Raw genomic sequence first — 20,706 nt, 5'->3', positions numbered from 1 at the left:
ATATTGATTGACGTACCCTTTTTAAAAAATGTCACATTAAAAAAAGAAAATATCCCTAGTTTTTCCGCATATCCTTACTGTCTACCCGCTATCCGAACTTTACAATCACTTGCCTTCCATCCAAATGTAACATTCATTATTGGAGAAAACGGAACGGGAAAATCAACATTACTCGAAGCAATTGCAATCGCTTTAGGATTTAATGCAGAAGGTGGAACGAAGAATTTCCGCTTTAGCACAAACGATTCACATTCATCTTTATATGAATACCTTCGAATTTCTAAAAGTTTCAATACACCAAACGACGGTTTCTTTCTTCGTGCTGAATCATTTTATAACGTTGCTTCTTATATTGATGAGATGGATGCTGATCTAGAAGCACGCGGGAATCCAGTTATTGACTCATATGGTGGTATCTCACTACACAAACAATCACACGGCGAATCATTCTTTTCCTTATTTATGAACCGTTTTTCAGGACAAGGTTTATACATTTTAGATGAGCCTGAGGCCGCTCTATCACCAATGAGGCAACTTTCCATGCTTATTCGAATGCACGAACTAGCGGAACAAGGTTCACAATTTGTTATCGCGACGCACTCTCCTATTTTAATGGCTTATCCTGAATCCACTATATATTCTTTAACACAAGAAGGGATTCATGAATCCACATTAGAAGAAACCGAGCATTACCAAACGACAAAACTTTTCTTTGAAAATCGCGATCGATTATTTCATCATTTATTTGATTCTTAATAAAAAAGAAGCAGCGATTGCTGCTTCTTTTTTATAGTGCTTCTATAAATAATGCTACCCCAATACCGCCACCGACGCATAGAGAGGCAATTCCTTTTTCTAAACCGCGTCTCTTCAATTCATGAATTAAACTTACAGTAATACGAGCTCCTGTACAACCGATTGGATGTCCAAGTCCTACACCGCTACCGTTTACATTCACTTTTTCACGGTCTAAACCTAATTCTTTCTCTACAGCTAGGTATTGAGCCGCGAAAGCTTCATTAATTTCCAGTAAATCAGCATCTTCTAATGACCAATCTACTTTTTCTAACCCTTTACGAATTGCTGGTGCTGGTCCAATACCCATAATTTTCGGATCTACTCCAGCTACTGAATATCCAACAATTCTAGCTAACGGTTGTAAGCCTTTTTCTTTCGCTTTTTCTTCGCTCATTAATACTAGAACCGCACTTCCATCATTAAGGCCAGATGCATTCCCTGCCGTTACAGATCCATCTTTACGGAAAGCTGGTTTTAATCCTGCTAATTTTTCCGCTGTAATATCTGCACGTGGATGTTCATCCTTCGAAAATACTATTTCTTTTCTACGTTCTTTTATCGTAATAGGAACAATTTGCTCGTCAAAATATCCAGACTCGATTGCTTGCAGTGCCAATGTATGACTACGAAGCGCAACTTCATCTTGTTCCTCTCTTGTAATTTCATATTGGTCAACTAAATTTTCAGCCGTTTCACCCATCATAATATGGTGAATCGGATCTTCTAGTACTTCCCACACCGTATCACGAATTTCTCCGTGCTGTAGACGTTGTCCCCAGCGGTGCTGTTTTAATGCATAAGGGCTTGAGCTCATTGCTTCTACTCCACCTGCAATTACAACATCACTTACACCTAATTGAATTTGCATTGCAGCTGACATAATTGCTTGCATACCTGAAGAACATTGACGTTGGATTGTATAACCCGTAACTGTGTCAGGAAATCCTGCCGCTAATGCAGCTGTTCTTGCAGTATTTGCTTCATCAGTTCTTTGAATACAATGACCTAAAATTACTTCATCAACTTCGTGTGGTTCTACCCCGCCTCGTTTTACAGCTTCCTGAAGTACAGGAACCGCTAATTCTACTGGCGTTACATTTTTTAGCGCTCCTCCAAAAGTTCCAATTGGCGAACGAACTGCAGCTGTAATAACAACATTATGCATTTTGCACTTGCCCCTCTCTTATGTACCCTAGTCAGTTTTTAGGTGAAATTCCATAAGATGTATGTCTACATCTATCATACTATAAACATACTAAAAAATCAAAATATTTAATATAATAAAAATAGAAGGAATTAACCTTCTATTCTGTTAATGCATATAAAAATTTTTGTAAAATTTTCTCTGTCGTTTCATTCAATTTTGGTAACTTATCTACCGGAAAATATTGAAGCTTCAATCCCTCATGATCAAGCCTTAATTCTCCACTCACATGATGCCCCTGATACAGATGAATAACATTAAAAATTTCATCCCCATTAGGATAACGGAAATACACTTCCTTTCCTGATAAGACACCTAGAAATTGCATGATTTTTGCAGTTAATCCCGTCTCCTCGAATAATTCTCGGCGAGCAGTTTCTTCCGTCGTTTCTCCTAGTTCCATCGCGCCGCCAGGTACACCCCAATCATATGTATCTGACCGATATTGAAGCAATACTTCTTGATTATCATTTAGTATAATTATTGCTGACCCAACAAGAATAAGTGGTCTTGTCCCAACGACTTTGCGTAACTCTTCAATATACCCCAATATGTAAACTCTCCTTTCCTCACCCTTCCTTATCATAACAAAATTTTTCTTCTTTTGTTGATGTAATTTCAAAGAAAAAAAAGGAAGCTTTCACTTCCTTTTTTCCAATTTTATTTCTTAAAACTTTCATATTTTACAGCTTCAAAAGCTTCTTCAATTTCATCATTACGATAATGAACGTATGTAAAACGCCCTAATTCTACTAATCTTGCTATTTCTTGTAACGCTTTATGTTGCTCATATGTTTCCTCCAGCTTAATATGTACATAAAACTTCATTAATGGGTGTTCATATAAAGGTTCTCCCACCTCTACATATACATCTTCAACCCCTTGTACAACTCTTACATAACTCGCAAATTGATAAAGTGCTTCTCTGTCTGAAACGATTTTTAATGTATACATATATTCTCCCCCTTTTCTTTACTATATCAAAAAGATGACCACACCATGTTATAGAACTATGAAATTTTTTCGACTTGTAATAAACAAGGCTTTTATCCATACATAGGGTCTTTTCCCAACATATATTATAGAAAGAATTTTTTCAGTTGAGGTGTTCCTTATGGATCCATACGTCAATATATGTATTTGCATTACTCCAGGCGCCGATATTTCTGATGACCGTATCGCAAAAGATTTAGCAGTTGCAGAATCAATTTGGTACCCCATTACATTTCAAATTAAAGACGTAATCATTTTAAATGAACTTTTTCGTTTTTCTGACCGTGAAATTAGTTATAAAAATTCTATTCAAAGTCAGGAAAAATTAGCATCCTTTTTCCAAACATGTGTAAATGAAGCTCCTGAATGCGACCTTTACATTTGTTATATTGGCAGTGATTATTTCAAAGAAACAGCCGTAATTGCCTGCGCTTACTCTTTAGCCAAACAACAGCAACTTACTGGTTATATCGTTTTAACAAATTCGGCTGCTCCCATGAAAAATATATATACGCTCGCTCACGAAGTCGGTCATATTTTATTTACAAGACGTGTTCATGGAAAACTTACTCACGCAGATCCTCATTCCCTAACTGGCTCGGAGCACCATCCTTCTCCAACAAATCTTATGTACCCTATCGTACCTCGTCCTGAAAACGTCCATATTCATTCCTTATTAACAAACGAACAAAAAGAGCTCTCTTTACAAAGCTCTTTATTACAAAGAAAAAAACAGTAACTGTCATGTTACTGTTTAAAACAATTTATTCCAATTAACAAACGATATACCGGCTGCAAAGGATACACTATACACCTAAACCAAATCCCTCTAAAAATCAAAATATAGTATTTCTTTGGAAAAAATTTTTTGTATATCCAGAGCAGCCACTTTTTTGAACTACTCGTTTACACTTTTTCTCTCTTCAATTTTTAAAGACCATCTCATTAACCCATATATACTTCCATACATAAGTAATATCTTTGCAATTCCCCAAAATACATTTTTTTCTTCTAATTCTTTAAATATAAACATAATCGCTAAAGGAACAATTAGCACCAAAACACCCATCCAACCAAGGACATACACTTCTCCAACAAAAAGTAATAAAAAGATACTTGCTGCTAATATATATGTTTGCATTGTCGACAATTGCAAAATAGGTGTACCGTACCATTTATCAACAAACATCAATAATACTAATAATAAAATAGGAACCATTACTATTATGTAAATAATCCCGAACTCTACAAATTTATTTTTAAAAGAAGACATTCTAAACGCAACAATGGTTCCAATAATCGTAATGATTAAGACGATAGGATAGCCAATTAACTGTATATTCGTTAGTGTAAATTGCTGATTCGGATTATTAAATAAAATATGAGTTAATATCCAATACCCGCCAATACCAATTATCATGGCAAGAATACTCTTTATACTCCCGCCTTTATCCTTCTCCATTTCTTTCGCTAATTCTTCCGCATATTCTTTTGGTGAATCACCGAATATATCGCTTACCGTCTTTCCCTCTTTCTCACCTTCTATTAAATGAAGTTCTGCATCCTCTATAAAAGCGTCCACATCTTCTTCTTTCATTCCTTTTGTTATTAAATACACTTTCGTATCGATTAAAAACTTTTCTCCTTCTTTAGAAATCTGCATGATAAACCCTCCCTTATTTAACCGTTACTCTTCTATTCGTCTTCATCATAATTTCAAGGAAAATTAAAATAAACAAACTTCCGTATAAACATATAATTTGAAATAACATTGGCACGAGATCTTCTGATGTAAATGTTTTAAACAGTAACATAATCGAAAGTGGAATAATTAAATATAAGTTTTTAAACCATCCTTCAAAATATATATTTATCGCTACTGTGATCATAAAAATAACTCCAGCTAATATATAGCTTTGCGTTTGAGTGAATATAAACATTTTGGTAGGATATATCACATCTAATATCGTTACAGCCCCTATTAGAAACATTGGTACGATCATAACTAAAGCCCACATAGAAAACCACGTTTTTGTAAAACTTGTTACGAAGGTCATTTTGCGAAGTAGAAAATTAGGACCCATTACAGCTACAATCAATGTAAAGCTATAGCCAATGCACTGAATAAGTGACATCTGTAATAATCCGTTATTCACTATTAGGATAGAAGCAATAATCCAAAACGATACGATATTCATTACTGTAAAACCAATTTGCTTCCACGTTTCCTGTCTATCCTTTTCCATTACTTTTACAAGTTCATTTGCATATTCTTTCGGTGAGCTTCCGAAAATATCTTCTACACTTTTCCCATCACTCTCACCCTCGATTAAATGAAGTTCTGCATCTTCTATAAAATTTTCAATATCGCTTTCTTTCACACCCTTTGCCACTAAAAATAATCTCATATCTAATAAAAACTTTCGTGCTTCACTTGATATCATTATTTTTTTCTCCCCTTCCCCTCAAGTAGACGCTCTACACTACTTTGCATCGCTTCCCAGCGATCCATAAATTCATGAAGTGCTTCCTCACCTTTTTCTGTTAATGTATAATATTTTCGCTTTGGGCCAGATGGAGATTCCTTCATTACACTTGTTATTAATCCTTCCTTTTGCATTCGTATTAATAACGGATAAATACTTCCCTCACTCGCCATTGTAAAGCCATACTTCGCTAGCTTTTCACTCATTTCATAACCGTATATTTCACCTTCAGAAATAATAGCAAGTAAGCATCCTTCTAAAATCCCTTTCAGCATTTGACTTGTCGACATAATTTAAATCCTCCCACTATCTTGTTTTACAAGATAGATAAGCGTAAGTATCTTGCTTTACAAAATAGTATAGCAGAGACTATTTTGCAAAACAAGATAGCTAACAATATTTATCCAAATCTTTGCAGGATTTTTATTATCCCCTCTCTAAATAGAGCAATATGAGAACTTTATTACGAAGGGATGTTTTTCACCATGGTTACAAATCGAGTTATCTTTTTAACAGGTGCTGCAAGCGGTATTGGTTATGAAATGGGAAACGCTTTTGCAAAAGAAGGTGCAAAAGTTGTGATTACCGATCGTCTTGAAGAACGTGCAAAAGAAGCTGCTGAACAATTACAAAAAGAAGGCTATCAAGCTATCGGTTTAAAATGTGATGTTACATCTGAAGAAGAAATTACAGCTGCAATTTCTCAAACAGTTAATCATTTCGGTTCATTACATATATTAATTAACAACGCAGGAATGCAGCACGTTTCACCAATTGAAGATTTTCCAACCGAAAAGTTCGAACTACTTATTAAAATTATGCAAATCGCTCCTTTTATCGCAATTAAGCATGCCTTCCCAATCATGAAAAAACAAAAATATGGCCGAATTATTAATGTCGCTTCCATTAATGGCCTCGTTGGATTTGCTGGGAAATCTGCCTATAATAGCGCCAAACATGGCGTAATTGGATTAACAAAAGTTGCCGCTTTAGAAGGCGCTACTCACGGAATTACCGTTAATGCACTTTGTCCTGGTTATGTCGATACCCCTCTTGTACGTAATCAACTACAAGATTTAGCTACTACACGAAATGTACCACTTGAAAATGTTTTAGAAGATGTTATTTATCCACTTGTACCACAAAAACGCTTATTGCAAGTACAAGAAATCTCTGATTATGCTATGTTTTTAGCGAGTGAAAAAGCAAGAGGTATAACTGGACAAGCCGTTGTTATCGATGGTGGTTATACTGCTCAATAAAGTGAAGGCTTTTACTGCCCATTAATGCGGGGGTAAAAAATAAAGTTTGCTCACGAAGAGCAAACTTTATTTTACTTTCTATCGCGAGGACCTTCCTACTTTAGTAATTGTTTAGGAAGTTTCTCGATTGCAACAATTACCCCATCTAATTTACTTTCAATACGATGGAGTAAATATAATGTTACAACAATCGGAAACCCTACATTACCTATCATCCTGATCCACTCTTCCATCTTTTCCGCCTCCTTCCATTATATAAATAAGAGAAAAGAAAACATTTAGGCATAAAGTGAAACTTTAATCAGTGGGGGTTTTCTTCATCCCCCACTGATTATTAGTTGAACCAATCGGGCTTTTACGGGCAGTTGACCCCCACCTAACTTCTTTGCTTCCGCTGAATTTTGAGGTGGGGGTCTTACTGCCCGTTAATGCGGGATAAAAAAACAAGCTATTATGTATTAGCTTGTCTTTCAAATAACGATGCAATTTCCCGTTTATAATCTCCGTGTATGATGCCTTTTTCAGTAATAATACCTGTAATTAATTCATTCGGTGTTACGTCAAATGCAGGATTATAAACATCAGTTCCAATTGGCGCCACTTGTTTTCCAAAAATTTTCGTAACTTCGGTTTCATCTCTTTCTTCAATAACAATTTCTGTACCTGTTTGTTTCGTAATATCAAACGTAGATAACGGAGCTGCAACGTAAAATGGAATATCGAAATACTTTGCTAATATAGCTAAATTCATTGTTCCGATTTTATTTGCTGCATCTCCATTTGCGACAATTCGGTCCGCTCCTACAATAATCGCGTTTATTTCTTTCGTTTGAATAGCATGCGCTGCCGTATTATCTGTAATAAGTGTTACATCAATATTTGCCTGTTTTAATTCCCAGGTCGTTAAACGCCCGCCTTGTAAAACCGGTCTCGTTTCACACGCATACGCATGTAAACGTACACCTTTTTCTTTCCCAATATAAAACGGTGCTAATGCAGTACCATATCTAGCAGTTGCAATACTTCCAGCGTTACAAATTGTTAAAATGTTATCACCGTTTTTAAAGCATGTTAATGCATGTTCTCCAATACTCCGGCATACCGCTTCATCTTCTTGCTGAATGAGAAGCGCTTCTTCTTCTAATATTTTTTGTGCTTCTTTTATTGTAGTAATTTCTCGAATGGATTCTCTCATACGATCGATTGCCCAAAATAAATTGACTGCTGTCGGGCGTGACGTTCCTAAATAATTACAATCTCTATTAAACTTCTTTTGAAATTCTTCCATATGTACAGTATTATATTTTTTTGATGCAAGTGCCAAGCCAAATGCAGCTACAATTCCAATTGCAGGTGCTCCTCGTACTTCTAGCATGACAATACTTTTCCATACCTCTTCAATCGTCGTTAATGTTTTGTATTCTGTACTATGCGGCAACTTTGTTTGATTTAATACTGCAATGGCATCACCTTTCCAACTGACAGATCTCGGAACCGTAACAATTGTACTCATGCTTTTATCCCTCCAGAAACTGTCTGTTGAAATAATGTTCGGAACAGTTGAATATCAGCACTCTTAGCTTCATATTTTATTAGTTCTTTACCTAAGGATAACGCTTGTTTCTTAGCTTGAATCCTCGTTTCTTTATTTGCTATTCCATCTAAATCAGCTACATGCGCTAAGCCAATTGTTCTACGGATAAGCTCACATCCGGCAAATCCAACGGCATCTGTAAAAATATTTTGCAAAATAATTGGCAACCATTGTTTCTCTTTCGTATATGCTTCTACACCTTCTCCAATCCATAACTTCGTAAAAGCTTCTACAAAATAACTCCATGTTTTCTCAATATGGAAAAATAGCACACTTCTTTTTTCCTCTTCACGGGATAGTGCATTTAATAATAAATTTGCAATAAATTGGCCAAGATCAAATCCACATGGACCATATGTTGCAAATTCTGGATCAATTACTTTCGTTTCAGCAGGGGATGAAAAAATACTACCAGTATGTAAATCACCATGAATAAGCGCTTCTTTTCTCGTTAAAAATTTATATTTATACTGTGCTACTTTTAATTTTAAATTTTTGTCACTCCATAGTTCATCCACCGCTAGTTGTAACTCTGGTTCATAATCATTCGTATCATAATGACTAAACGGATCTGTAAACACTAAATCTTCCGTGATTTTACTAAGATCTGGGTTTACAAATGCACCTTCTAGTACCCTTTTCTCTTCTGATTGTAAACCGAAATCTGAAGTATAAAACAACACATGTGCTAGAAAGCGACCAATATGTTGGGATAAAAGCGGGTACTCCTCTCCATCTATTAATCCTTTTCTTGCAATTGTTAGCCTCGATAGATCTTCTATGACCGTTACTGCTAACTCTTCATCATGACTGTACACTACCGGCACATATTCCGGCACATACTTCGCAAAAATTTGTAATGCTTTACTTTCAATCGTCGCTCTTTTTATAGACAGTGGCCAGCTCTCACCAACTACTTTCGCATATGGCAGTGCTTGTTTGATTATAATAGACTTCTCTCCATCATCTAATTTGAACACGTAATTTAAATTTCCATCTCCAATTTCATGACAAACTACATTTGCTTTCTTTTCAAAATAACCATGTTCTTTCGCATATTGTATAGCTGTCGTTTCAGTTAATGAATAATATCCCATCGTCTTCTCCCCCTTTTTTAATTCAGAGGTTTTTCTGACGTAGAAAAACCTCTTTCCACAAAGAAAGAGGTTTGAAGTTTATCTTCTCCCCTCTTATCTGCCAGAAAGGTTTACTTTCTGCTGGAATTAGCACCGTGCCTTTTGGCGTAAATAAACGCCCCATTTCACAATGGTATTACGGTCGGTTGCTGGGCTTCATCGGGCCAAATCCCTCCACCTGCTCTTGATAAGAGTTGTATAATTTTTTGAATTTTTAACTTTATGTTGAAGACTATACCAAGAATAAAAATCACTTGTCAACATTTTATTTGTATAATTCTGGACGACGATCTGCAAAAACTGGAATTCCTTTGCGTACTTCTTTAATTTTCTCAAAATGAAGCTCTCCCAATAAAATTGATTCTTCTTCATTCGCTTCTACAACAACTTCGCCCCAAGGATCGACAATTAAAGAATGACCGGCAAACTCATTATTCGGATCCTTTCCTGCCCTATTACATGCAACAACATAACACTGATTTTCAACTGCTCTTGCTTGCAGTAACAAACGCCAATGCACTAAACGAACCAATGGCCATTCTGCTACAACAAATAAAACTTTTGCACCTTTAGCAGTATGAACGCGCATCCACTCTGGAAAACGAATGTCATAACAAATTGTGCCGGCGCACTCTACATCATCTAGCCTAAATTCACCTGTACTATTTCCAGCGATTAAATATTTATGTTCATCCATAAGCTGAAATAAGTGCACTTTACTATATTCATTGACTAGTTCTCCTTCCTTGTTTACCACATACATTGTATTTGTAACACCTTGCTCTGTTTGCTTCGCTATAGAACCACCGACAATATGTACACCATATTGCTTCGACCATTCTTTCAGCTTTTCTTTCGTTTGCAATCCATCCCTATCTGCAATTTCAGTAAGCCTCGTTAAATCATATCCCGTTGTCCATAGTTCTGGTAAGACAATCACATCTGGTCTTTCCTTCATCGCTTCGCTTATTTTATTTTTAGCATTCTCAATATTTTTTTCTACATCTCCAAAGACAATATCCATTTGAATACATGCGACTTTCATTTTGTCAGCCCCATTCTTAATTTTTTCTTTACAAAATACTGGAAAGATTATATCATTTGTCACTAGAATTGTAACAACTTTCAAAAGAGGTGGAAAGTATGAAATTATTTCAACCTTCTGAGATAGTAACATCATTGCCTACACAATTTTTTGCTTCACTTGTTGCAAAAGTTAACAAAGTCGTTGCAGCTGGTCACGATGTTATTAATCTAGGTCAAGGTAATCCAGATCAACCAACACCGCAGCATATCGTAAAAGCTTTACAAGATGCTGCTGAAAAGACCATTCATCATAAATATCCGCCATTTCGCGGACACGAAAGTTTAAAAGAAGCCGTGGCAACATTCTATCAACGCGAATATGATGTAGTAGTAAATCCAAAAACAGAAGTTGCTATTTTGTTTGGTGGAAAAGCTGGATTAGTAGAATTACCAGTTTGTTTTACAAACCCTGGTGATACTATTCTCGTTCCAGATCCAGGCTATCCAGATTATTTATCAGGAGTTGCTTTAGCAAAAGCACAATTTGTAACAATGCCGCTTATTGCAGAAAATAATTTTTTACCAGATTATACAAAAATTGATGCCACTACCGCTAAGCGTGCAAAGTTAATGTTTTTAAACTATCCAAATAATCCTACTGGTGCTACTGCATCAAAAGATTTCTTTGATGAAACCATTCATTTTGCTAATAAACATAATATATTAGTCGTTCATGATTTTGCTTACGGTGCTATTGGATTCGATGGTCAAAAACCTGTTAGTTTCTTGCAAGCAGACGGTGCTAAAAATACAGGTATTGAAATTTACACTCTATCGAAAACTTTCAATATGGCTGGATGGCGCATCGCTTTTGCTGTGGGGAATGAAAGTGTGATTGAGACAATTAACTTATTACAAGATCATATGTATGTTAGTATTTTTGGTGCAGTTCAAGATGCTGCCCGCGAAGCACTATTAAGTTCACAATCTTGCGTAATAGACCTTGTAAATAGTTACGAATCTCGAAGAAACGCTCTTGTTTCAGCTTGTCACTCAATTGGTTGGAATGTAGATATTCCAACAGGCTCATTCTTTGCATGGCTTCCTGTTCCGAAAGGATATACATCTGAGCAATTTTCTAATATTTTACTAGAAAAAGCACACGTTGCAGTTGCTCCTGGTGTTGGATTTGGTGAACATGGCGAAGGATATGTCCGTGTTGGTCTCTTGCATACAGAAGATAGATTACGAGAAGCCATTAATCGAATTGATAAATTAAATTTTTTCAAAAAGTAATTGACAACATGAAAAATATCTGACAAAATTCAGTTATCTTAAAAATTTAAACATTTCTAAATACTTCTTATCAAGAGCAGGTGGAGGGACGAGCCCGACGAAACCCGGCAACCGATCTACAATTGTAGACACGGTGCTAATTCTCGCAGCATTATGCTGACAGATAAGGAGCTGGTTGTAAAAAAACCTCTCCTTAGCTGAGAGGTTTTTTTATTTAACTAGGAGGTTTTAACAATGAGCGGAATTATAGCAACGTATTTAATCCATGATGATTCACATAACTTAGAAAAAAAAGCCGAGCAAATTGCACTCGGTTTAACAATTGGCTCTTGGACTCATTTGCCACACTTATTGCAAGAACAATTAAAACAGCATAAAGGCAACGTCATTCATGTTGAGGAACTAGCTGAACAAGAACATACCAATTCGTATTTACGTAAAAAAGTAAAACGCGGAATTATTAAAATCGAATATCCGTTATTAAACTTCAGTCCGGACTTACCAGCAATTTTAACAACTACATTCGGAAAGCTATCACTTGATGGTGAAGTGAAATTAATCGACTTAACATTTTCAGACGAGTTAAAACAATATTTCCCTGGTCCAAAATTCGGGATAGATGGTATTCGAAATCTTTTACAAGTGCATGAGCGTCCCCTTTTAATGAGTATTTTTAAAGGAATGATTGGACGAAATATTGGGTATTTAAAAACGCAATTACGCGATCAAGCAATTGGTGGTGTAGATATAGTAAAAGATGATGAAATATTATTTGAGAATACATTAACACCACTTACGAAACGCATTGTATCTGGAAAAGAGGTTTTAGAATCCGTATATGAAACATACGGACATAAAACGTTATATGCCGTAAATTTAACAGGACGAACTTTTGATTTAAAAGAAAATGCGAAACGCGCAGTGCAAGCTGGGGCAGATATTCTATTATTTAATGTATTTGCTTACGGACTAGATGTACTACAATCACTTGCAGAAGATGATGAAATCCCAGTTCCTATTATGGCACACCCTGCTGTAAGTGGTGCTTATTCAGCATCCAAGTTATATGGAGTTTCCTCTCCATTATTACTAGGAAAGCTACTACGTTATGCTGGGGCTGACTTTTCATTATTCCCATCTCCATACGGAAGTGTTGCACTAGAAAAAGAGGAGGCTCTTGCCATCTCAAAACATTTAACTGAAGACGATGCATTTTTCAAGAAGAGTTTTTCTGTTCCGTCTGCTGGTATTCATCCTGGTTTCGTTCCCTTTATTCTACGAGATTTCGGTAAAGATGTTGTTATTAATGCTGGCGGCGGGATACATGGGCATCCAAGTGGGGCGCAAGGGGGCGGTAAAGCTTTCCGTACTGCAATTAATGCTACTTTGCAAAATACACCACTCCATGAAGTAGATGACATAAATTTACATAGTGCACTACAAATATGGGAAAATCCCTCTCATGGGGTGAAATTATGAGTATTCAAGTATTTTGTGATTTCGATGGCACGATTACAAATAATGATAACATTATGTCCATTATGGAAAAATTCGCACCACCAGAAGCCGAAGAAGTAAAGAATAGAATTTTATCACAAGAGCTGTCTATTCAAGAAGGTGTTTCTCAATTATTTCAATTAATACCTACTAGTCTACACGATGATATGATTCAATTTTTAATAAAAACTGCTGAAATCCGTAGTGGTTTTCATGAATTTATACAATTTGTAAATGAAAATAACATTTCTTTTTACGTTATATCAGGTGGAATGGATTTCTTCGTCTATCCACTCTTACAAGGAATCATTCCAAAAGAGCAAATTTACTGTAATGAAACAGACTTTTCAAGTGAATTCATTACAGTTAAGTGGCCTCATCCTTGTGATCATCATTGTCAAAATCATTGCGGATTATGCAAATCATCTTTAATTCGTAAATTAAGTGATACGAATGACTTCCATATTGTGATTGGGGATTCAATTACTGATTTACAAGCTGCAAAACAAGCAGATAAAGTATTCGCTCGCGACTTCCTTATTACAAAGTGTGAAGAGAATTATATTGCTTATACACCGTTTGAAACATTTCACGATGTTCAAACCCAATTAAAACATTTGTTGGAGGTGAAATCATGAAACAACTTTTTCGTCAATGGTATGACTTAAGCGAGATAAAAAAAGAATTAACAACACGAAATTGGTTTCCAGCAACGAGTGGTAATATTTCTATAAAGGTTAGTCATGAGCCACTTACTTTTCTTATTACAGCAAGTGGTAAAGATAAAACAAAAACTACTCCAGATGATTTCCTATTAGTAGATCATCTAGGGGTTCCCGTATTAGAGACTGAATTACGCCCTTCAGCAGAAACAATATTGCATACACATATTTATAACAATACGAATGCTGGGTGCGTACTTCATGTTCATACAACTGATAATAATGTCATCACAAATTTATATAGTGATGCAGTCACCCTTCAAAATCAAGAAATTATTAAAGCTCTCGATATTTGGGAAGAAGGTGCAACAATTCACATTCCTATTATCGAAAACCATGCCCATATCCCAACGCTTGGAGAAAACTTCCGAAAGCACATACAAGGAGATTCGGGAGCAGTATTAATTCGTAACCACGGTATTACCGTATGGGGCCGAGATAGCTTTGATGCAAAGAAAAGATTAGAAGCTTATGAGTTTTTATTCCAATTTCATATAAAACTATTATCAATTCAAGGAGGCGTTTCTAATGGCGCAAATTCGTATTCATGAAGTAAATACTCGCATAGAAAATGAAGTGGAAGTATCTAAATTTCTACAAGAGAAAGGCGTTTTATATGAGAAATGGAACATCTCTAAACTTCCTACTTATTTAAATGAAAATTATTTGTTAACAGATGAAAACAAGGCTGAAATATTAGCTGTGTTTTCAAAAGAAATCGCTGATGTTTCAGCGCGCCGAGGTTATAAAGCACATGATGTAATTTCACTTTCAAATAGCACACCTAACCTTGACGAATTATTAATTAATTTCCAAAAAGAACACCATCATACCGATGATGAAGTTCGCTTTATTGTTAGTGGACATGGCATCTTTGCCATTGAAGGAAAAGATGGCAAATTCTTTGACGTTGAACTTGAGCCAGGCGATCTCATATCTGTTCCAGAAAATGCAAGACACTATTTTACCTTGCAAGATGATCGTCAAGTTGTAGCTATTCGTATTTTTGTTACAACTGAAGGCTGGGTTCCAATTTATTAAGGTAGTTAGTTGAATAAAAGGACTTGGATCCCCTTTTCCAACCTTTTATTCACTCTACATATATACATCCTCCTATGGAACAGGCTTATTTCAAAAAATGAAATAAGCCTGATTTTTTATTTTCTCAATCGTATGAGTCCTTCCGTTCAAAAACAATCTTCTCCTTCTATTTTTTAAGTGTATTTATTAACACTTTTTGAACATTTATTGAACTTTTTTTGAATTTTTTCTGAAAATTCTGTTTTGTATATGATATACTACAAATAACTAATAAGGAAAAGAATATCGCAAACAGAGGGGGATAATCATGAGTTTACTTATCGCACTTATACTAGGGGTTACGTGTGGAGCACTTCCTGTTATTCTAGGAGCTATTATGGAAGAGTTAGAAGTTGGTGTTTTAGGTTTTGTCGCATCTTGTGTAAGCGCTTTATTTTTTGGTTTATTCGGCGCTATTCCTGTTTCAATTCTGTGTGCATTTTATATAGTACGCCATGCTCGTGCAAAACAATTTGGTCCTAATCACATCGCGCAAGTTATTCCATTCCCAATTGAACGATGCCGCCGTGCTTCTAGCTTGTAATTATAAAATTAAATATACCTAAATAAATAAAAGTCCTCAAATGAGGACTTTTATTTATTTTCTTCTAGAAATTGAAACAATTCTTGTAAATGTAGGACATCTTCACTATAGCTAACAGATACGTGACATATACCGTCAATCTCTGCTTGCATATAAAGATCAACCCCATCTCGATCATATTTCAATGCCAAATAAAACTCCATTTCTTCTAACATCTTTTTTGAAGCTCGAATAACATAATGCCCCTTCTCATCTCTTCCATATTCGAATTCCGGCTCAAAATCATATTTTTGTTTAAAAGCTTCTTTTTGTTTTGCACTAATTTGTATACAAGTTGCTCGCTGAACAGTATCAATCATCTCATCAAATTTTTGAAGATCCATCTCATTTACCCCCTTATGTATTTTTTGTATAAAACTTGTGTTCCGCTATTCTCTTCCCCATCTTTCATTAACTCTTCATACAATTCCTTCGCCAAACTTAAACCTGGTACTGGCAATTGTAATTTTTCAGCCTCATCTAAAGCTATCTTCATATCTTTCATAAAATGCTTTACATAAAACCCTGGTTCAAAATCTCCCTTTAACATTCGAGGAGCTAAGTTACTCAATGACCAGCTACCTGCTGCTCCCGTTGAAATACTCTCTAATACTTTATCTGGGTCTAGTCCAGCTTTTTTCGCATAAGCAACAGCTTCACATACTCCAATCATGTTAGAAGCAATCGCAATTTGATTGCACATTTTTGTATGTTGTCCACTTCCAGCTGGTCCTTGCAACTGAATATTTGTCCCTAGTTTTCCAAATAATGGTAAACATTTTTCATATATTTCTTTTTCGCCACCGACCATAATTGCGAGCCTTGCTTCTTTCGCACCAACGTCTCCTCCAGATACAGGCGCATCTAACGTATATACATTCTTACTTTTACCAGTTTCGTTAATACGTTTTGCCAATGTTGGTGTAGATGTCGTGAAATCAATTGCTATCGTACCTTCATTTGCATTCTCCAAAATTCCATCTATCCCAAAATACACTTCTTCTACATCATGTGGATATCCAACCATAGTCATTACAACATCAACTTGCTTCACTAACTCTTTCGGTGTATCACACCAATTCGCACCATCTTGCACTAAAGAGTCTGTCTTCGTTTTCGTTCTATTATATACATATACTTTATAGCCGTCTTGCATTAAATGACGCACCATACTTTTTCCCATTACACCAATACCGATGAAACCTATTGATACATTTTTACGTTCCACTTTCCCATCCCCTTTGTTCTAATAACTCTCTTACTATATTTCAGAACTCTTTATTCAATATAACACGTTCTTTATCTCCAACCAAAACTTCTCATTACATTACTTTCATACTAAAGATCGATCTACTTTTTTTATGATACTAACCTTTTTATCTCCCTCTATATTCTCTAATATTATCAGTCCAATAACAGGAATTACTGTTATTCTTCCCCTTAATTTGCAATAAAATAAAAAGAGATTGTCCTCCTAATTAGCCCAGACATTAGGCTTTTACGGCTAGGTAATGCGGAATTAAATAATAGGTTACACCATAAACTCTACAAATAATATAACAATCTTCATTATATTTATTGTGTACTTACATACATATATTTTTCTCATTCTATAATTAGACAAAAAAAATCGCAACAATTTGTTGCGAAAAATCACTTTTTTTCTTTTCTATATACACACACTTGATTTTTACCATTTTTTTTTGCTTCATATAATGCAATATCCGCTCGTTGCATTAATTCTTCTCTTGTAATCCCTTGTTCATATAACGCGACTCCAAAACTCGCTGTTAATTTCGAAATTCCCGAGAAATGCTTTGTTTCAATGAAAAATCGTAATGATTCCGCAACCTGAAATGCTTCTTTTTCTACTGTATTCGTTACTAATATAATAAATTCTTCTCCTCCCCACCTTGCAAATACATGTTGCTGCTCCACTTTAGATTTCATAAGCTCTGCAAGCTGAATTAATGCTAAGTCACCAAAATCATGGCCATACGTGTCATTTACTGTTTTAAAATTATCTATGTCAAATAAAATAAGTGCTATTTTTTCATCGTTACGCATTGCATTATCCCATTCTGCCTCTAGTATTTGTTGGAACTTCAAACGATTATAAATCTCTGTTAACGAATCTATCATAGCAAGCCTTTCTTGTTCTTGATAGATTTCATCTAATTCTGTAATCTCTGTACACTTCACAATAAATCTTGATAAATCTTCTGGCAGTGGTGTCGCACGCAATAAAAAAGTTGACACTTCCCCTTCATAATTGGACATCTTAATTCTTCTATCATATGATAATGTATCATCTAACCATGTTATATCGTGAGTTGTTGAATAGTATCCGTTTTCTCTAATAAAATGTTCAGCAAATACTAAATGTTGCTCACGATAGGCAAATAAATTTTCATATCCGAAAAACTCTAAGAAATTTGTATTACAATCAACAATCTCATCGTCTTCTACTATAAATAATAGATCATTTTGAAAATCAAACATCGTTTGAAGTAATTCTTGTTGCAAACTTACTTGCCGCACTAAAGAAAGCTGATACAAACTCTTATTCACTTCCTCTAACACCATTTGTGGAGTCACAGGAGCTATCACAATATTACGTATTCCTAACGTAAGCACCTCTGCAAACTCGCTTGTTATCTGTTGATCCCAAATGACAATAAATGTACTCTGTGGATTATACATATTCTTTATATATTTTATTTGAGAAAAATCTGTTACATACATAATTACAATATGTGGTTTTGTTCTCTGAAACAATAATTCTCCTTCTTCAAAACTATTTGCTATAAACATACATTTTGGATGAATATTTTCTATCGTTTGTTGATGTGTACATCCATTTTCTATATAAAGGACATTTAACTGAAGATCTTGTAATACATTTTGGAAAACCGTATTCTCTAATAAAAAATGTAGTATGTTCATCACTAGTCTTCACTCACTTCATATATCTTGTTCTACTGCATTCCTCACAAACATTTTATAAAAAGACTGTTCTCTAAATACTTTAATGAGTGAGGGATACATATTAACAAGCTAATTGAGAATGCTCTCTTCGCTTTTTCTCTATAAATTCCTTTTCTAGTGTATGATTATAGGAATTGTATCGTTTGTATGAATGCCCTAGCTTCCTCTTTAAAACTTGACAATTAAAATAAAGATATTATATTCTTAAATTCGACAACTTACAAAATGTAAGTAGAATATATTACATGTATTTTTTTATAATTTGATATGTTACTTGGAGGATATATAATGACAAACGACAACTTTTTTAATGTTCTATACGAACGCACATCTACACGTGCATTCAACCCAGAGAAAGAAATTTCATCTACAGAGTTACACGAGATTTTAAAGGGAGCTGCTCAAGCACCTTCTGCTTGGAACTTGCAGCACTGGAAATTCCTTGTATTCCAAGGTGAAGATGTACAGAAACGATTGCATCCAATTGCTTATAACCAGCAACAAATACTTGATGCTTCTGCTGTAGTCGCTATTTTAGGTGATTTAGAAGCTTATAAAAACGTTGAACCAGTTTATGGTCCAATTGTAGAACAAGGATTTATGAAAGAAGAAGCAAAAGAGCGCTTAGCTAAAAATATTGAGTCTGCATATGCTCGTGAGCAATTCCCAAGAGATGCAGCCTTTTCAAATGCATCTTTAGCCGCAATGCAACTTATGCTTGCGGCTAAAGCAACTGGCTGGGATACTTGTGCTATTGGTGGTTTCAACCCACAAGCACTTACAGAAGAATTCAATGTTTCATCTCGTTACGTACCAATTATGCTTATTACAATTGGTGAATCAACTTTAAAAGGTCATCCTGCACCACGAATGAGCGTAGAACAAGTGAGTGAATGGGCAAAATAATAAAGTGAACCTTTAATCAATGTGAGGGGCTTACTGCCTGTTAATACGGGATAAAAAAGAAACGAAGGTAATTTCATTACCTTCGTTTCTTTTTCTTCTGTCACACACCCGTAATATTACAATGTATTATTCGACATCTATACATAAAAAAATAGTAAATTTCATGCTATTCCCATACACATAAATGGCGTTTCGTGTCGAATTTTGTTAAAACATCGAAATATAACCGTGTGTTTTTGTTACAATTATGATACAATGATAACAAATAGATAACAAGAGAGGGATTTTATTGAGTTCATACGGAAGCTTTATCGCACTTTTAAGTTACATAGTAACTGTACTGCTGTTATATTTTATTGGCGATGCTACAAACATATCAGTGTTACAATTCCCAAAAGAAGAAACGTTCCAATTAGACGCAGAAAAACATACTGCAAGATCCATTGCACCACTACTCTTAGCTCTCCCTGTATATATCATCGTTTTATATAAAAGTAAAAAAGTGTAAAGCCTACCTATTTCATTCATTTCGGTGGTCTTTACACTTTTTTGTGATATTTCCCCTATTTTAAACATCATTCCGTACTAAACACCCAGCTAGTCTTTTAAAATGAGAAAATCACCCAGAAAAAATTCCACTCTCTGTCCAGTCACTCACTACCGAACTTACATAGATTATAAGTGTGAAGGGGGTGATGAGGATTATGTTTGGATCATTTGGATGCTGTGATAACTTTAGAGACTGTCATCATCGTGAAAGAGAGTGCGACCATCGTGACCATCGCGAGAAAGAGAGAGAGAGAGAGGTAAAACCACAACAACCAGCTGTATGTAACGTACTTGCTAGCATTTCAGTTGGAACAGAACTTTCTCTTTTAAGCATTAGAGGTAATGGCACTTTCAACAATGTAATTTTTGAAGGTTTCGCTAACGGTGTTGCTCTTTTCTCTGCTTTAGCTCGTAATAACAATGATAAAGATAATAAAGATAATAACAAAGATGATAAGCACAATCAAAACCGAAATACTTTTACTGGTATTTTACGTGTATGCCCAACTGATATCGTTGCTATCGCTATCTAATTCTGTTCCTTATCCTCTATAGTAAGAAAATAAGATTTACTTTTCTCATAGAA

At 35.2% G+C, this 20,706-nt stretch carries 25 protein-coding genes, 1 pseudogene and 2 riboswitches; of the genes and pseudogenes, 12 read left to right on the top strand and 14 right to left on the bottom strand.

Features of this window, described 5'->3' with window-relative positions; translation table 11 throughout:
• The first annotated feature begins 3 nt into the window (after positions 1 to 3).
• Positions 4 to 756 carry an AAA family ATPase gene (locus ACUN0F_RS12895; protein ID WP_000567981.1) on the top strand — a complete coding sequence of 251 codons (753 nt, stop codon included), beginning with the start codon at positions 4 to 6 and terminating at the stop codon, positions 754 to 756.
• Positions 757 to 787: 31 nt separating this feature from the next.
• Here the strand turns inward: ACUN0F_RS12895 and ACUN0F_RS12890 are convergent, their stop codons facing one another.
• The 3 genes from ACUN0F_RS12890 to ACUN0F_RS12880 form a co-directional block, all read right to left on the bottom strand.
• Complete coding sequence (locus tag ACUN0F_RS12890; protein WP_000552069.1) at positions 788 to 1,963, bottom strand: acetyl-CoA C-acetyltransferase; 1,176 nt, start codon at positions 1,961 to 1,963, stop codon at positions 788 to 790.
• Positions 1,964 to 2,102: 139 nt separating this feature from the next.
• Positions 2,103 to 2,552: an NUDIX hydrolase gene (locus tag ACUN0F_RS12885; RefSeq protein WP_000540530.1), complete on the bottom strand. Its 450-nt coding sequence runs from the start codon at positions 2,550 to 2,552 to the stop codon at positions 2,103 to 2,105.
• A gap of 110 nt (positions 2,553 to 2,662) precedes the next feature.
• A complete protein-coding gene (locus ACUN0F_RS12880; protein ID WP_000288327.1) occupies positions 2,663 to 2,956 on the bottom strand; it encodes a DUF3928 family protein in 294 nt (97 codons plus the stop codon).
• Positions 2,957 to 3,116: 160 nt separating this feature from the next.
• Here ACUN0F_RS12880 and ACUN0F_RS12875 point away from each other — a divergent pair, with 160 nt between their 5' ends.
• Positions 3,117 to 3,734 (top strand): hypothetical protein, encoded by a 618-nt coding sequence (locus ACUN0F_RS12875; RefSeq protein ID WP_060488377.1) that lies wholly within the window; start codon positions 3,117 to 3,119, stop codon positions 3,732 to 3,734.
• Between the two features lie 15 nt (positions 3,735 to 3,749).
• On the opposite strand, the pseudogene ACUN0F_RS12870 reads toward ACUN0F_RS12875, so the two are convergent.
• The 4 genes and pseudogenes from ACUN0F_RS12870 to ACUN0F_RS12855 form a co-directional block, all read right to left on the bottom strand.
• A pseudogene (locus ACUN0F_RS12870) lies at positions 3,750 to 3,886 on the bottom strand (DNA-binding protein); the annotation flags it as partial.
• Positions 3,887 to 3,893: 7 nt separating this feature from the next.
• Positions 3,894 to 4,658: a DUF1129 domain-containing protein gene (locus ACUN0F_RS12865; RefSeq protein ID WP_001167266.1), complete on the bottom strand. Its 765-nt coding sequence runs from the start codon at positions 4,656 to 4,658 to the stop codon at positions 3,894 to 3,896.
• Between the two features lie 13 nt (positions 4,659 to 4,671).
• Positions 4,672 to 5,439 carry a DUF1129 domain-containing protein gene (locus tag ACUN0F_RS12860; protein WP_097857849.1) on the bottom strand — a complete coding sequence of 256 codons (768 nt, stop codon included), beginning with the start codon at positions 5,437 to 5,439 and terminating at the stop codon, positions 4,672 to 4,674.
• Entirely contained in the window at positions 5,439 to 5,771 is a 333-nt protein-coding gene (locus ACUN0F_RS12855; RefSeq protein ID WP_000107986.1) for a PadR family transcriptional regulator, read from the bottom strand. The genes ACUN0F_RS12860 and ACUN0F_RS12855 overlap by 1 nt, the downstream gene beginning before the upstream one ends.
• A gap of 195 nt (positions 5,772 to 5,966) precedes the next feature.
• On the opposite strand from ACUN0F_RS12855, the gene ACUN0F_RS12850 reads away from it, so the two are divergent.
• The gene (locus tag ACUN0F_RS12850) at positions 5,967 to 6,743 is read left to right on the top strand and encodes a 3-hydroxybutyrate dehydrogenase (protein WP_445539548.1); all 777 of its coding nucleotides are present in this window, start codon (positions 5,967 to 5,969) and stop codon (positions 6,741 to 6,743) included.
• Positions 6,744 to 6,838: 95 nt separating this feature from the next.
• Here ACUN0F_RS12850 and ACUN0F_RS12845 read toward each other — a convergent pair whose 3' ends face one another.
• The 4 genes from ACUN0F_RS12845 to ACUN0F_RS12830 form a co-directional block, all read right to left on the bottom strand.
• On the bottom strand, positions 6,839 to 6,976 hold the full coding sequence (locus ACUN0F_RS12845; RefSeq protein ID WP_000393342.1) for a YvrJ family protein: 138 nt from the start codon (positions 6,974 to 6,976) through the stop codon (positions 6,839 to 6,841).
• A gap of 218 nt (positions 6,977 to 7,194) precedes the next feature.
• The gene (mtnA, locus tag ACUN0F_RS12840) at positions 7,195 to 8,256 is read right to left on the bottom strand and encodes an S-methyl-5-thioribose-1-phosphate isomerase (RefSeq protein ID WP_445539547.1); all 1,062 of its coding nucleotides are present in this window, start codon (positions 8,254 to 8,256) and stop codon (positions 7,195 to 7,197) included.
• Entirely contained in the window at positions 8,253 to 9,434 is a 1,182-nt protein-coding gene (gene mtnK / locus ACUN0F_RS12835; RefSeq protein ID WP_264460857.1) for an S-methyl-5-thioribose kinase, read from the bottom strand. Before mtnK ends, mtnA begins: the two co-directional genes overlap by 4 nt.
• A 90-nt stretch (positions 9,435 to 9,524) precedes the next feature.
• Positions 9,525 to 9,667, bottom strand: a riboswitch (SAM riboswitch).
• A 71-nt stretch (positions 9,668 to 9,738) separates the two neighbouring features.
• The gene (locus ACUN0F_RS12830) at positions 9,739 to 10,602 is read right to left on the bottom strand and encodes a carbon-nitrogen family hydrolase (RefSeq protein ID WP_445540819.1); all 864 of its coding nucleotides are present in this window, start codon (positions 10,600 to 10,602) and stop codon (positions 9,739 to 9,741) included.
• A gap of 14 nt (positions 10,603 to 10,616) precedes the next feature.
• Between ACUN0F_RS12830 and ACUN0F_RS12825 the strand changes: the two genes are divergently transcribed.
• The 6 genes from ACUN0F_RS12825 to ACUN0F_RS12800 all read left to right on the top strand — a co-directional run bounded on the left by ACUN0F_RS12825 (position 10,617) and on the right by ACUN0F_RS12800 (position 15,638).
• Entirely contained in the window at positions 10,617 to 11,795 is a 1,179-nt protein-coding gene (locus ACUN0F_RS12825) for a pyridoxal phosphate-dependent aminotransferase (RefSeq protein ID WP_000765535.1), read from the top strand.
• 64 nt (positions 11,796 to 11,859) lie between these two features.
• Positions 11,860 to 11,965: riboswitch (SAM riboswitch) on the top strand.
• Positions 11,966 to 12,029: 64 nt separating this feature from the next.
• Positions 12,030 to 13,274, top strand: coding sequence for a 2,3-diketo-5-methylthiopentyl-1-phosphate enolase (gene mtnW / locus ACUN0F_RS12820; RefSeq protein WP_445539546.1), 1,245 nt, complete (start codon positions 12,030 to 12,032; stop codon positions 13,272 to 13,274).
• Positions 13,271 to 13,930 carry a 2-hydroxy-3-keto-5-methylthiopentenyl-1-phosphate phosphatase gene (locus ACUN0F_RS12815; protein WP_000027484.1) on the top strand — a complete coding sequence of 220 codons (660 nt, stop codon included), beginning with the start codon at positions 13,271 to 13,273 and terminating at the stop codon, positions 13,928 to 13,930. The genes mtnW and ACUN0F_RS12815 overlap by 4 nt, the downstream gene beginning before the upstream one ends.
• Entirely contained in the window at positions 13,927 to 14,565 is a 639-nt protein-coding gene (locus tag ACUN0F_RS12810; RefSeq protein WP_000811328.1) for a methylthioribulose 1-phosphate dehydratase, read from the top strand. Before ACUN0F_RS12815 ends, ACUN0F_RS12810 begins: the two co-directional genes overlap by 4 nt.
• Positions 14,543 to 15,055, top strand: coding sequence for a 1,2-dihydroxy-3-keto-5-methylthiopentene dioxygenase (locus ACUN0F_RS12805; RefSeq protein ID WP_445539545.1), 513 nt, complete (start codon positions 14,543 to 14,545; stop codon positions 15,053 to 15,055). Before ACUN0F_RS12810 ends, ACUN0F_RS12805 begins: the two co-directional genes overlap by 23 nt.
• A gap of 307 nt (positions 15,056 to 15,362) precedes the next feature.
• A complete protein-coding gene (locus tag ACUN0F_RS12800) occupies positions 15,363 to 15,638 on the top strand; it encodes a hypothetical protein (RefSeq protein ID WP_000054671.1) in 276 nt (91 codons plus the stop codon).
• 50 nt (positions 15,639 to 15,688) lie between these two features.
• Here ACUN0F_RS12800 and ACUN0F_RS12795 read toward each other — a convergent pair whose 3' ends face one another.
• The 3 genes from ACUN0F_RS12795 to ACUN0F_RS12785 all read right to left on the bottom strand — a co-directional run bounded on the left by ACUN0F_RS12795 (position 15,689) and on the right by ACUN0F_RS12785 (position 18,623).
• The gene (locus ACUN0F_RS12795) at positions 15,689 to 16,021 is read right to left on the bottom strand and encodes a DUF3909 family protein (protein ID WP_264460853.1); all 333 of its coding nucleotides are present in this window, start codon (positions 16,019 to 16,021) and stop codon (positions 15,689 to 15,691) included.
• Between the two features lie 5 nt (positions 16,022 to 16,026).
• The gene (locus ACUN0F_RS12790; protein ID WP_264460852.1) at positions 16,027 to 16,905 is read right to left on the bottom strand and encodes an NAD(P)-dependent oxidoreductase; all 879 of its coding nucleotides are present in this window, start codon (positions 16,903 to 16,905) and stop codon (positions 16,027 to 16,029) included.
• 425 nt (positions 16,906 to 17,330) lie between these two features.
• The gene (locus ACUN0F_RS12785; RefSeq protein WP_001023199.1) at positions 17,331 to 18,623 is read right to left on the bottom strand and encodes a GGDEF domain-containing protein; all 1,293 of its coding nucleotides are present in this window, start codon (positions 18,621 to 18,623) and stop codon (positions 17,331 to 17,333) included.
• Between the two features lie 330 nt (positions 18,624 to 18,953).
• On the opposite strand from ACUN0F_RS12785, the gene ACUN0F_RS12780 reads away from it, so the two are divergent.
• The 3 genes from ACUN0F_RS12780 to ACUN0F_RS12770 all read left to right on the top strand — a co-directional run bounded on the left by ACUN0F_RS12780 (position 18,954) and on the right by ACUN0F_RS12770 (position 20,653).
• Positions 18,954 to 19,571 carry a nitroreductase family protein gene (locus tag ACUN0F_RS12780; RefSeq protein WP_000180385.1) on the top strand — a complete coding sequence of 206 codons (618 nt, stop codon included), beginning with the start codon at positions 18,954 to 18,956 and terminating at the stop codon, positions 19,569 to 19,571.
• A gap of 289 nt (positions 19,572 to 19,860) precedes the next feature.
• Positions 19,861 to 20,079, top strand: coding sequence for a hypothetical protein (locus ACUN0F_RS12775; RefSeq protein WP_000100492.1), 219 nt, complete (start codon positions 19,861 to 19,863; stop codon positions 20,077 to 20,079).
• Positions 20,080 to 20,275: 196 nt separating this feature from the next.
• Positions 20,276 to 20,653, top strand: a complete 378-nt coding sequence (locus tag ACUN0F_RS12770) for a DUF3915 domain-containing protein (RefSeq protein ID WP_000468029.1) — start codon at positions 20,276 to 20,278, stop codon at positions 20,651 to 20,653.
• The last annotated feature ends 53 nt before the right edge of the window (positions 20,654 to 20,706 follow it).

It is taken from the genome of Bacillus sp. 1A, assembly GCF_052682215.1.
The sequence above is the reverse complement of the archived record's forward strand: the minus strand, read 5'-3'. Positions and strand labels throughout refer to the sequence as shown.

Coding starts and splice junctions, on each gene's coding strand:
- ACUN0F_RS12890 (WP_000552069.1), bottom strand. CDS start 1,963: ATGCATAATGTTGTTATTACAGCTGCAGTTCGTTCGCCAATTGGAACT.
- ACUN0F_RS12880 (WP_000288327.1), bottom strand. CDS start 2,956: ATGTATACATTAAAAATCGTTTCAGACAGAGAAGCACTTTATCAATTT.
- ACUN0F_RS12875 (WP_060488377.1), top strand. CDS start 3,117: ATGGATCCATACGTCAATATATGTATTTGCATTACTCCAGGCGCCGAT.
- ACUN0F_RS12865 (WP_001167266.1), bottom strand. CDS start 4,658: ATGCAGATTTCTAAAGAAGGAGAAAAGTTTTTAATCGATACGAAAGTG.
- ACUN0F_RS12860 (WP_097857849.1), bottom strand. CDS start 5,439: ATGATATCAAGTGAAGCACGAAAGTTTTTATTAGATATGAGATTATTT.
- ACUN0F_RS12855 (WP_000107986.1), bottom strand. CDS start 5,771: ATGTCGACAAGTCAAATGCTGAAAGGGATTTTAGAAGGATGCTTACTT.
- ACUN0F_RS12850 (WP_445539548.1), top strand. CDS start 5,967: ATGGTTACAAATCGAGTTATCTTTTTAACAGGTGCTGCAAGCGGTATT.
- ACUN0F_RS12845 (WP_000393342.1), bottom strand. CDS start 6,976: ATGGAAGAGTGGATCAGGATGATAGGTAATGTAGGGTTTCCGATTGTT.
- mtnA (WP_445539547.1), bottom strand. CDS start 8,256: ATGAGTACAATTGTTACGGTTCCGAGATCTGTCAGTTGGAAAGGTGAT.
- mtnK (WP_264460857.1), bottom strand. CDS start 9,434: ATGGGATATTATTCATTAACTGAAACGACAGCTATACAATATGCGAAA.
- ACUN0F_RS12825 (WP_000765535.1), top strand. CDS start 10,617: ATGAAATTATTTCAACCTTCTGAGATAGTAACATCATTGCCTACACAA.
- mtnW (WP_445539546.1), top strand. CDS start 12,030: ATGAGCGGAATTATAGCAACGTATTTAATCCATGATGATTCACATAAC.
- ACUN0F_RS12815 (WP_000027484.1), top strand. CDS start 13,271: ATGAGTATTCAAGTATTTTGTGATTTCGATGGCACGATTACAAATAAT.
- ACUN0F_RS12810 (WP_000811328.1), top strand. CDS start 13,927: ATGAAACAACTTTTTCGTCAATGGTATGACTTAAGCGAGATAAAAAAA.
- ACUN0F_RS12805 (WP_445539545.1), top strand. CDS start 14,543: ATGGCGCAAATTCGTATTCATGAAGTAAATACTCGCATAGAAAATGAA.
- ACUN0F_RS12800 (WP_000054671.1), top strand. CDS start 15,363: ATGAGTTTACTTATCGCACTTATACTAGGGGTTACGTGTGGAGCACTT.
- ACUN0F_RS12795 (WP_264460853.1), bottom strand. CDS start 16,021: ATGGATCTTCAAAAATTTGATGAGATGATTGATACTGTTCAGCGAGCA.
- ACUN0F_RS12785 (WP_001023199.1), bottom strand. CDS start 18,623: ATGAACATACTACATTTTTTATTAGAGAATACGGTTTTCCAAAATGTA.
- ACUN0F_RS12780 (WP_000180385.1), top strand. CDS start 18,954: ATGACAAACGACAACTTTTTTAATGTTCTATACGAACGCACATCTACA.
- ACUN0F_RS12770 (WP_000468029.1), top strand. CDS start 20,276: ATGTTTGGATCATTTGGATGCTGTGATAACTTTAGAGACTGTCATCAT.